This window comes from Paraburkholderia sp. UYCP14C (genome assembly GCF_004197395.1).
Taxonomy (GTDB): domain Bacteria; phylum Pseudomonadota; class Gammaproteobacteria; order Burkholderiales; family Burkholderiaceae; genus Paraburkholderia.
In genome coordinates this window covers 1-1434 of record NZ_SELS01000247.1, presented here as the reverse complement: position 1 = coordinate 1434, position 1434 = coordinate 1, and the positions used below count along the sequence as shown (strand labels likewise).

3 protein-coding genes are annotated in these 1434 nt (G+C 55.1%); all 3 read left to right on the top strand.

Translation table 11 applies throughout. The annotated features are described in order from the left end of the window. The first annotated feature begins 95 nt into the window (after positions 1–95). Genes EVC45_RS44615 through EVC45_RS44605 form a run of 3 tightly spaced genes read left to right on the top strand, consistent with a single transcriptional unit; the run spans position 96 to position 1414 of the window. Positions 96–371, top strand: coding sequence for a hypothetical protein (locus EVC45_RS44615; RefSeq protein WP_129964362.1), 276 nt, complete (start codon positions 96–98; stop codon positions 369–371). A gap of 24 nt (positions 372–395) precedes the next feature. Continuing rightward, positions 396–587 (top strand): hypothetical protein, encoded by a 192-nt coding sequence (locus EVC45_RS44610; protein ID WP_129964361.1) that lies wholly within the window; start codon positions 396–398, stop codon positions 585–587. A 53-nt stretch (positions 588–640) separates the two neighbouring features. Continuing rightward, positions 641–1414 (top strand): hypothetical protein, encoded by a 774-nt coding sequence (locus EVC45_RS44605; RefSeq protein ID WP_129964360.1) that lies wholly within the window; start codon positions 641–643, stop codon positions 1412–1414. Positions 1415–1434 lie beyond the last annotated feature (20 nt).

The following is a 1434-nucleotide window of genomic DNA, read 5'->3' as shown; positions in this document are numbered from 1 at the left end:
TGGCTATGCATGACCTGCCTTCGTCTTGTTTATCCAGAAACCGGGACGATACCACCCACTGAAAATTCAATAGAGGCAAAACAGTTGACAGCCTTATGGACAAAAGACGCGTAGTGCAATGGTTCGTTGACTGGACCGATGGCTGGAACAGCGAGTTCCATCGGGCCATCCAATCCAAAGTGCTTGCCGAGTTCAAAACCCAGTTTCCGAACGGACTGCGGAATGAGGAAGACACAGAGCCGTGGATTCGAAAAATGAGCGACTTCTACTACGCACGCATGACGAACACCGCCATGTTGCTTGTGGCCGGCGCGTCCGTAATGGTTTCGTTGTGTGCGCTAGTTGTATCAATCGTAGCGTTGAAACATTAACGAATCGGAAAATGGGAGCAATCGATGACCGACGAAGTGCAGGACATTGACCAGGCGCGACGCATCGCTCGCCGGTTCGCCTCTGAAGAAGGCGTTAATGAGGCGCGAGCAGAGGCCTACGCGGACGTGTGGTATGAAGCTGGCAAGGACGACGACGCTTCCACAGAAACGGCATTGCGGGCACACCTGCGCAGGCGTTTCGCCGGATCGCACTAGCCACACGGAAAACAGCCGCCGCGTAAGGGCTTCTTGGCGCAACAGGAGAATCGATGTTTAAGAAATTGCGTGATTCGCTGACGCCGCAGTCGATCAAAGACACGACGAGGGTCTTTGAGAATTCGCAAGCGCTTATAACTGGGTCGCTGGCCTTGCAGCAGTTTTGGACGAATAACGTTGCGATGACGAAAGATTTCCCGCAGGAGTTCAAAGAAAGTCAGGCGAAGGCTTGGGCCGAAAAGGTGCTGGCTCTGCTGAAAGCGCCCGACCCAGTACGTGCGGTCAGAGATGAGGTGATGGCGTGGATCTTTGACTGCGCTCGCTTCCAAGTTCTCGTTTTGGATGCGGTACCAAATCCTGATCCGACCGGCCTGAGGGGCTGGCTGGGAATAACCGGCGAACTGAGACATCATCTCGAGCTATTGTCCACGACAGACACTTACCTCGCGGATTATGTTCGGAGCAACTCGGGCAATCGCCATGCCGGCGCGTTATGGGAGGCGGTGCTGTTGCGTTACCGTGTCCTGTGGGCCGGAATGAATATCTTCAACGCACTGAGGGAACCGCTTGGCGATGTCCACAAGGAGATCGGAAGCGACTGGTTCTGGCCGCTTCTGTGCATTCAGTGCGCAGTTTCGGAAGCCGTTTATCGAGACGGCGCGGGGCTGCCGTTGACTATGAACCCGGACCCACAGATGACCCTGAAAATATCGTCCACGCTGTTGACCCTTGTAGAGCTGGTGAGGGGTGGTAGCAAATTTCCGGACCTCCTACTGGTTGCAGGTTTTTCGCTGGGGTTAAAATGGGCGGAGAGGCCGGTTGGGTAAGGGATTCGAGCGGTTGTCGC

What these genes read in the sequence shown, in the direction of transcription:
- EVC45_RS44610 (WP_129964361.1), top strand. Translation starts at nt 396, where the DNA reads ATGACCGACGAAGTGCAGGACATTGACCAGGCGCGACGCATCGCTCGC.
- EVC45_RS44615 (WP_129964362.1), top strand. Translation starts at nt 96, where the DNA reads ATGGACAAAAGACGCGTAGTGCAATGGTTCGTTGACTGGACCGATGGC.
- EVC45_RS44605 (WP_129964360.1), top strand. Translation starts at nt 641, where the DNA reads ATGTTTAAGAAATTGCGTGATTCGCTGACGCCGCAGTCGATCAAAGAC.